7 protein-coding genes and 1 pseudogene are annotated in these 9,233 nt (G+C 30.0%); 1 reads left to right on the forward strand and 7 read right to left on the reverse strand.

Annotated elements, in window-relative coordinates:
• Positions 1-16 precede the first annotated feature (16 nt).
• The 7 genes from CD121_RS01175 to ylqF form a co-directional block, all read right to left on the reverse strand.
• Positions 17-1,255 carry an aminoacyltransferase gene (locus CD121_RS01175; protein ID WP_070451346.1) on the reverse strand — a complete coding sequence of 413 codons (1,239 nt, stop codon included), beginning with the start codon at positions 1,253-1,255 and terminating at the stop codon, positions 17-19.
• Positions 1,256-1,285: 30 nt separating this feature from the next.
• Positions 1,286-2,272, reverse strand: coding sequence for a CHAP and LysM peptidoglycan-binding domain-containing protein (locus CD121_RS01180; protein ID WP_371683217.1), 987 nt, complete (start codon positions 2,270-2,272; stop codon positions 1,286-1,288).
• A gap of 2 nt (positions 2,273-2,274) precedes the next feature.
• Positions 2,275-2,466 carry a YSIRK-type signal peptide-containing protein gene (locus CD121_RS12520; protein ID WP_371683216.1) on the reverse strand — a complete coding sequence of 64 codons (192 nt, stop codon included), beginning with the start codon at positions 2,464-2,466 and terminating at the stop codon, positions 2,275-2,277.
• Positions 2,467-2,592: 126 nt separating this feature from the next.
• Positions 2,593-3,498: a succinate--CoA ligase subunit alpha gene (sucD, locus tag CD121_RS01185; RefSeq protein ID WP_017638387.1), complete on the reverse strand. Its 906-nt coding sequence runs from the start codon at positions 3,496-3,498 to the stop codon at positions 2,593-2,595.
• 21 nt (positions 3,499-3,519) lie between these two features.
• A complete protein-coding gene (gene sucC, locus CD121_RS01190; protein WP_017638388.1) occupies positions 3,520-4,686 on the reverse strand; it encodes an ADP-forming succinate--CoA ligase subunit beta in 1,167 nt (388 codons plus the stop codon).
• A gap of 110 nt (positions 4,687-4,796) precedes the next feature.
• Positions 4,797-5,564, reverse strand: a complete 768-nt coding sequence (rnhB, locus tag CD121_RS01195; protein WP_126567300.1) for a ribonuclease HII — start codon at positions 5,562-5,564, stop codon at positions 4,797-4,799.
• The gene (ylqF, locus tag CD121_RS01200; RefSeq protein WP_029055448.1) at positions 5,557-6,432 is read right to left on the reverse strand and encodes a ribosome biogenesis GTPase YlqF; all 876 of its coding nucleotides are present in this window, start codon (positions 6,430-6,432) and stop codon (positions 5,557-5,559) included. Before ylqF ends, rnhB begins: the two co-directional genes overlap by 8 nt.
• Positions 6,433-6,693: 261 nt before the next feature.
• Between ylqF and CD121_RS01205 the strand changes: the two are divergent.
• A pseudogene (locus tag CD121_RS01205) lies at positions 6,694-9,233 on the forward strand (YfhO family protein); the annotation flags it as partial.

Raw genomic sequence — 9,233 nt, forward strand, 5'->3', positions numbered from 1 at the left:
AGTTTTGTGTTACTATTTATTGTTTCAAATTGTATATTTTATATAATAGTGGTCGTACAGGTATAATAAAGTCTCCGATTAATTCTTCAATATGTGTATTAAATCCCTTTTTAAATTGTTGAACGCCATAATCTTCAGCATCTAATCCAAACTTCCCGGTTATCCCATAAAAATTATACCGATTAATTTTATGTTCTTTTGCATATCTAATCATTTCCCATTGTAATCTATAAGCACCCATATATTCATTATACTTAGGATTAGAGCCACTAGATAAGTAATAAACTTCATCCTTAGTACAAATAAATAACGCAGCTGCTAAGTCTAAAATTTTTCCATCCCTTTTAATTAATTTCCTAGTTCTGAATATTTTCTTCTCGACGCTTATTTTTTGTGATTCTAATTGAGATAATAATGTCTTATTTTTCTTTGAATTTGGATATTTAATTAATATACTTTTAGAGTTTTCAATTTGTTTTTCAATTGTTAATATTTTTTCTTGTAAAATATCTAGATATTCTATTAAATCTATATAAGCTAATTTAATCATTGCATCTTCTTTATATATATCTAGCATTTGTTTAAAATATTCTTCTTCTCTAAACTTAAATCCATGCTTTTTTTCGGCCATTTGGAATAATCTATAAAATTTAGAAATTTCATTAATAGATAACGTTCTAACTTTTACACCAATTTCAATTGTTTTTAGAACATTGCGTCGCGTTTGATAATTCATATCTTTTAATAATTGCTGTTCAGATTTATCATCAATATTTAAAACTGACATCCAACGAATTTGGCTCATGTTTGAATATCCGATACTATAACCTTGGTGTAAATATCCTAGATTTCGGAGCGCATTCATTATCTGTTCATTATTATAATGCTTAATTATTTTTCCGTCAGGATTTCTTATGTTTTCTATAATATAAGGGTCCACCAAAACATATACACCTTTATGCTTCCATGTATACACCTTCAAATTTTCAAAGAAATAATTGAGTAATGATAAATTGTCATAATCTAATATGGGACCTCGATGAGTATAAAAATACTTATAATACCTTAGTATGCGTGCTTCTGTAAGTACGCATGCAGCTAAGACTTTATTATTATCATCTTTCACCCCAACTATATGTGAATCATTATTATTTTTTTGCCTATAATCATATAGTTTCAATGACTGAGTATAGTGTTTAAAATGAGATTGAGCAAATTCATCAAATTCTTCTCTAGTTAAAATAGTAAATTTCATTAAAATTAACCTACTTTCTAGATAATTAAATTATGCTTTTTTAAATGGTCGTATGAAAATCATATCGTAATCATAATCATGAACAACTTTATGTGCTACTTCAGTTTTACGCCAACCACCTAAATTCCAATTTTGATCTAAACTTTGAAATTTCATTAATTTACCATCATAATCACCATTTAACACAATTGCGGTATGACCAAATCCTCCACCATATCTCCCACTAAATACAACGATATCTCCTGGTTCTGCTTTAAAAGATGGTGTATTATGATAAATTTTAGCTTCCCCATTAAAATTATTAGCATATGGAATATCTTTAGCTCCATAACCTTTAAGTCCATGTCCATAAAGATGGTTCCAATATACATTAACTAAATCAAAACATTGCCACCCATAACTACCATCAAAATCCCAACCTTTATTCTCCAATGTCTTTAAATAATCAAGTGTAGTTGAATTATTTTTAGGTTGTATTTTTTTCTTTGGCTCGATAAGAGGTGTCATCGGGACTTTCAATTTTTGCCCAATAAAAATTAAATTTGGATTAGATATATTATTTGAATTTTGCAAATTAGTAACTGTAGTCTTGTATTTTAAAGCTATCGCACTAAGTGTATCACCACTTTTAACAGTATAAATTTGTGTACTCGGTGCGGCTCTAAAGAAATAGCCGCCAGAACCATAAGAGTTATTTTTATTTGATTTATCAATATGAGTAGTTGAGATAACTGAATTTTCAGATTTTTTAAATTCTAAATTCTCAATCTTCTTTTGACCATTTTGTAAGTTTAAGTTTTTTATTTCATTATTGTATCTAACATTTTCTGTTACTTCTTTATTTTTTTGGACTTTAATACTATTTTCAGATGTATCGATATTGGATTTATTAATAACCTGATTATTGGAATTTGATTTTTCTTTAGTTACTACATTTATATTCGTATTTTCTTCAATAATATTTTGTAAGTGATTTTCTTCTCCTCTTAAAACGTTAACTTGATTTGTATTTATAATATTTATATTATTAGTGTTATTTTTTCTTTTAAAGTTATTTTTTGTTCTTCACTAAGTTGATTATTATTAATTTCATCGGCACTTGCCGTGTTAGAAATCCCTATTAACATAAAAGAACCAATTGCTAATGAAAATACTCCTAAACTAATTTTTCTGATTGAAAGTCGCAAATTAATATGATTGAAATTATACATGATGTTACACTCCTGTTGTTAAATATATTATATAAATAATATATCATTTTACACAACTTATTGTAAATGTTTTTTATAAAATAAATAACCTAGGGCTACAAAGAACCCTAGGTTTATCAATTAAAATTATTTAATAGTTAATAATTCTTCGTAAATGCCTGCTTCTTTTGCTGCTTCGATTAAAGTTGTACCGATTTCTGAAGGTGTATCTGCAGTGTGTACACCACAGCTGTTAAGTGTTTTAATTTTTTCTTCAGCAGTACCTTTACCACCAGAAATAATCGCACCAGCATGACCCATACGTTTTCCTGGAGGTGCTGTTTGACCACCAATGAATCCAACTACAGGTTTATCCATATTTTCTTTAATCCATTGAGCTGCTTCTTCTTCAGCTGTACCACCGATTTCACCAATCATTACTACAGCTTTAGTTTCAGGATCTTCATTGAAAGCTTTTAAAACATCGATGAAGTTAGTACCGTTAACTGGGTCGCCGCCAATACCTACAGCAGTTGTTTGACCAATACCTTCTTCAGTTAATTGGTGAACTGCTTCATAAGTTAATGTACCTGAACGAGATACAACACCTACGTGACCTTTTTTGTGAATGTAACCTGGCATAATACCAATTTTACATTCATCCGCTGTAATTACTCCTGGACAGTTTGGTCCTACTAAACGTGTTTTTCTACCTTGTAAATAACGTTTAACTTTAACCATGTCTACAACAGGAATATGTTCAGTAATACAAATCACCATATCTAAATCAGCATCTGCTGCTTCTAAAATTGAATCTGCAGCAAATGGTGCTGGAACGTATACTACTGATACGTTTGCTCCAGTTTCTTGTTTAGCTTCTTCAACAGTATTGAATACTGGAACACCTTCTACTACTTGTCCACCTTTACCAGGTGTTACCCCTGCGACAATTTGTGTTCCATAATCTAACATTTGTTTCGTATGGAAAAGGGCAGTAGACCCTGTAATACCTTGTACCATTACTTTTGTATTTTTATCTATAAATACACTCATCTTAGTGTTCCCATCCTTTCCTTATGATTCTTTAACAAGTTTAACAATTTTTTGAGCGCCGTCAGCCATAGTTGATGCTGGCTCAATTGCTAAACCTGAATCATTTAAGATTTCTTTACCGCGTTCTACGTTAGTACCTTCTAAACGTACTACAAGTGGTAAAGTTAACTCTACTTCTTTAACTGCTGCAACGATACCTTCAGCGATAACATCACATTTCATAATTCCACCGAAGATATTTACAAAGATACCTTTAACATTTTCGTCACCTAAAATGATTTTGAATGCTTCAGTAACTTTTTCTTTAGTAGCGCCACCACCACAGTCTAAGAAGTTAGCTGGATTTCCACCAAAATGATTGATTGTATCCATAGTAGCCATGGCAAGTCCTGCACCATTAACCATACAGCCAATATCACCATCTAATGCAATATATGATAAATCATATTTAGATGCTTCGATTTCTTTTGGATCTTCTTCTTCTAAATCTCTTAATTCCATAATGTCTTTATGTCTGAATAAAGCATTGTCATCGAAGTTTAATTTAGCATCTAATGCTAAAACTTCACCGTCACCAGTTGTTACTAGTGGGTTAATTTCAACGATTGAACAATCTTTTTCAATAAATACATTGTAAAGTGACATTAAAAATTTAGCAGCTTTACCAATTGATTCTTTAGGAATATTGATATTGAAAGCAATTCTACGTGCTTGATAAGGTGATAATCCTACAACAGGATCAATTGTTTCTTTAAAGATTTTTTCAGGAGTTTTAGCAGCTACTTCTTCAATTTCAGTACCGCCTTCTTCTGATGCCATTAAAGTAACACTATCAGTAGCACGATCAATTACAAATCCTACATAATATTCTTTTTGAATGTCGCAACCTTGTTCGATATATAAGCGTTTAACTTCTTTACCTTCAGGTCCTGTTTGATGTGTAACTAATTGTTTACCTAATAATTCATTAGCGTAAGTTTCAACTTCAGATAGTGATTTAGCAATTTTTACACCGCCTGCTTTACCTCTACCCCCAGCGTGTATTTGTGCTTTAACCACGTATACATCTGAATCTAATTCTTTCGCTTTTTCCACCGCTTCTTCAGCAGTAAATGCTACTCGTCCTTCTGGAACGGCTACGCCCATTGAACGAAATATTTCTTTACCTTGATACTCGTGGATATTCATCTTCCATCCTCCTGTTTCTTAGGTTAAGTTCCTTTTCAATTATAAAAAATGAAAGCGTTATTGTAAACTGATACCACTCTTTTTTTGCAATTAATTTAAAATTCAAACTATTATTTGATTGATTTAATAGGTTCAAACGTTTTTCGGTGTTCTTTTATAACGCCATATTCTTCTATACCCTTAAGGTGTTCTTTAGTACCATAACCAACGTTATTTTCAAATCCATATCCTGGAAATTGCTCAGCTAATTCTTTCATATAGTTATCTCGATGTTCTTTAGCCATAATACTTGCTGCTGCAATTGATACACTTTTAGCATCACCTTTAATAATAGACGTCTGGTTAATTTCGTTATCTAATTTCATCGCATCAATTAATAAATGTGTGGGTTTTAATTTTAAATTGTCTATTGCGCGTTGCATGGCGATTTGTGTCGCTTTATATATATTGAATTGATCAATTTCTTCTGCTGTTGCAACACCATAAGCGTATTCAGTAACACCATCTATTAATTGTTGGTTTAATTTTGCTCTATTTTTAGCAGATACCTTTTTAGAGTCATTAAGGCCTAGATAATTATGGTCATTATTCAAAATCACTGCACAAGCTACAACTGGTCCAACAAGTGGACCTCTTCCCACTTCATCGATGCCACAAATAACTTCGTCGGCATTATTTACTAACAATTCATTTTCATAGAAAGTCATCTCATGATATTGTTCTATGAGTTGTAATTCTTTTTCTAATTGCTTTTTACGACTAGCAATTGCTTGCTGTACACCTTTTCGATTATCCAAATTAGCTTCATGTTGTTCTAGTTCTTCAATCGTATCAATTTGTTCAAGCAACTGCTTCATTTCTTTAATCGTTTTAGACATGTTCAATGTCACTCTTCATTTCTTTAAATATATCAAAGCAATATGTGCCGATTTTAGCATTTCTAATTTCATAAATAATTAACTCAATAACCGCTTCATAATCCACTTCATTACCCTTTTGTAATAAACCTCTTCGACGCCCAATTGCATCAAACCACTCTAATATTTCTGCATCTTCATCCACTTCAATATTGTAATGTGATTTTAAACCAACTAAATCTTTTTTAATCATAAATTGAAGTCCATAAATAGCTACTTCATCTAAGTGAACGATGCTATCTTTAATTGCACCAGTTAGACTTAGTTTCTTCCCTACTTCTTCATCTTCGAATTTTGGCCATAAAATTCCGGGTGTATCTAATAATTGTAACGAGTTTCCTACTTTAATCCATTGTTGTTGTTTCGTAACTCCAGGTTTATTACCAGTTTGAGCAATGCTTCGGTTCGCTAGTTTATTAATTAGCGTTGACTTACCTACATTAGGAATACCAACTATCATGGCACGTATTGCTCTAGGTCTTAATCCTTTTGCTTTTTCTCGATCGAACTTTTCTTTCGTCGCTTGTATTGCTGCTTTTTCAACATCTTTTAAATTTTTACCATGTTTAGCGTCGACAGCTACTGGATAGTAACCTTTATTTTCAAAGAATTGTTCCCATTTTTCCAATTCCTTTAAGTTAGTCATGTCTTTTTTATTTAAAATAACTACTCTTGGTTTTTGTTTTATTACTTCATCAATCATTGGGTTTCTTGAACTATAAGGAATACGTGCATCTACAAGTTCAAATACAACGTCTACTTTCTTTAATTGTTCGCTTACTTCCCTTTTAGCTTTGGCCATGTGGCCAGGATACCATTGTATTGTCATTGTCATCACCTTTCATCAATACTTTTCATCTTTTACATTGTATAAATTATACTCTAACATCTTCTCATAAACTAGGTTTAGTTTAACACGCGAACTATAATAACTTGTTTTTAAATATTTTAGCGATTCTATACTTTAAGATTCTGTAAAATAGTTTAAATTAAAGTATAAATACTTTTCATCGTCATTACTATCCCCTACAATTTGGGAATAGTCATAAAAAATTATAATCAAGATAAATATATGGAGTAGGAGTCAGTCATGAAAAAATTTCTCAAATACTCACTTATTTTCTTCTTTCTATCATTAATTGGTCATAGTTATGTTATTTATAAATTCTATCATGACGGCATACTATTTACTGGCCCTAATGATGGTATGTAACAAATGGTACCTATCCAGATGTACTTATTTAACCAATGGAGTCATGGTAATTGGTTTTATTCATCTGACTTTGGAATAGGTGGAGATTTCTTTACAGATTTAAGTTATTACTTTTCAACTAATATTATATTCATTATCAATGTTTTAGTAATTATGTTATTAAAGCTATTCATACATATTGATACTTCACAATTGTTATTTTGGATGAACAATGCGCTTATCGTTTCAATTTTAAAAGCAAGTTTAGCGCTTTATTGTACATATTTATATGCAAAGCATTTAACAAAAAATCACATCATTAGCTTGTTAATGGCGTTTTTATTTGTAATTTCACCTTTGTATTTCAGATTTACAGTATACTGGCCATTTTTCAGTGATGTATTTATTTGGATGCCATTATTGTTATATTCGATTGAACGATATTTTAAAACTAAAAAAATAGGTTTATTCATAACATCAATGACATTGATATTAATTAATAATTTTTACTTTGCTTATTACTTACTCATTATCGGTTTAGGATATATTATCATTCGAATCTTGTTTAAACATGACAATGATAAAGTTTCACGTAAGCAAGCATTTTTTATTTTTATCATCAGTGGTCTTTTATCATTAGGGAATAGCTTATTTATTTTCTATCATAGTGTGCAAGGTTATTTAGGTAATCGACGTATTCCATTTACAGGAAAAGTGCCTCGTTTTGAACATCTAGATGCAAATACAAATTTATTTTTTGATAATTATCTTATTGTCATTTTATTTATTACGATTCAAGCTATTTTAACCTTTAAATTATATAAACATTTTTATTATCGTTTATTTGCTATTCTAACTTTTGTATTTATTTTATTTAATTTTGTACCGTTTATAGACCAGTTATTTAATGGATTCTCTGCCCCGCAAAAAAGATGGCATTTTATCATTGCATTTAATTCAGCTATGTTAATAGGACTTTATGTTAAATATTTTAAAACTGTAAAAATTAAATCTTATCTTCTAACAAATATTATTGCGCAAAGCGTCATATTTATAAGTGCCTTCGCCTATCATACTTATGTTGCTTGGATGATATTTGTACCTATAGTTTCTCTTATAGGATTGTTGATTTTAGTAATCAATGATAAAACAAGCCGTATTAAATTATCATATTTATATATTGTTGCTATAGCTTTATTAAATATCATGGTGTCATTTGTATTTATTAAAAATCAAATTTATTTTGAAGATCATAAGGATAGAGCTAATACGTTCTACTTAAATTCAAATATGTATAGTTCAGATTTACAAAGATCACTAGTTAATCAAATGAAATCATCTAAACGTGAGGATGAGCGTATCGATTGGAGAGTTAATGAGCAAGATAATACACCTATGTATCAAAATTTCAAAGGATTGAGCCTATATTCAAGCATTTTCCATCATAATATTCTAGATGATTATTATGATGATTTAAAAATTAACTTAGCAGAGGAATCATTAAGTAGGTATCAATCTACAAATGGTAGACAAAATATAGCTAGTCTTTTCTCAATTCGTTATCTCATGTTGAAAGAATATCAAGATAATGTCCCAAGTTACTTTAAAAAGGTTAAAAAAGCAGGTCAATATTCAATTTATGAAAACACACTAAATCTGCCTTCAGTTAAAGTTACAGATAACGTTTTTAATGAAAAGTCTTTAAAAACACCAATTGACCGTGAACATGCCATGTTAGATGGTGTTGTTTTAAATAAAAAAGGACAAAACTATCATAAAAAAGCAGATAATTTACTAAACAGAGTGAAAATTTCAAGCGACAATATTTCTAAATTAAAGCATCATAATATTAAAGTTACTCAAAATACAGGACATATTAAACTTCATATTCCTAAAAAATTAAGAACTCAATATACTGATTTTTACTTAACGATGAAGATCAAAAGAGGTGTTCCAGATAGCAATTATACGGTCAACGTAAATCAATATAATAACAATCGTCTATATAACGATTCTGTATACCGCACAGGTGTAGATACCCAATTATACCGTGCTCAACCAGATAAAAATGGCGATATCACGATTCAATTATCTCCTAAAGGTACATTTAACTTACAATTATTAAACCTAAATGGTGAAAATTATGATACGCTCAAAAAAGCAAAGCAACATGCAAATTTTAAAATGAATTATCAGGACATTAAAAATGGTGTGAAAGTCAATTTAGATCAGCATAATAAAGGTATTGCGACCATCAATATTCCTTATAGAAAAGGTATGAAAGCTTTCGTAGATGGTGAAAAAACAGAAGTCTATAAAGCTAATGGCATGATGACAGGAGTTCCAGTAAATAAAAATGACAAAACGATCATCATTAAATATCAACCACCTTTATGGAATACAATGATTTTTATATCAATAATTAGTATGATTGTAAG

Origin of the sequence: Staphylococcus pasteuri, from assembly GCF_003970495.1 — a bacterium.
Classification (GTDB): Bacteria; Bacillota; Bacilli; order Staphylococcales; family Staphylococcaceae; genus Staphylococcus; species Staphylococcus pasteuri.

Excerpts from the sequence above, each read along its gene's own strand:
- rnhB (WP_126567300.1), bottom strand. The coding sequence starts at position 5,564 with ATGTCTAAAACGATTAAAGAAATGAAGCAGTTGCTTGAACAAATTGAT.
- sucD (WP_017638387.1), bottom strand. The coding sequence starts at position 3,498 with ATGAGTGTATTTATAGATAAAAATACAAAAGTAATGGTACAAGGTATT.
- sucC (WP_017638388.1), bottom strand. The coding sequence starts at position 4,686 with ATGAATATCCACGAGTATCAAGGTAAAGAAATATTTCGTTCAATGGGC.
- CD121_RS12520 (WP_371683216.1), bottom strand. The coding sequence starts at position 2,466 with ATGTATAATTTCAATCATATTAATTTGCGACTTTCAATCAGAAAAATT.
- ylqF (WP_029055448.1), bottom strand. The coding sequence starts at position 6,432 with ATGACAATACAATGGTATCCTGGCCACATGGCCAAAGCTAAAAGGGAA.
- CD121_RS01175 (WP_070451346.1), bottom strand. The coding sequence starts at position 1,255 with ATGAAATTTACTATTTTAACTAGAGAAGAATTTGATGAATTTGCTCAA.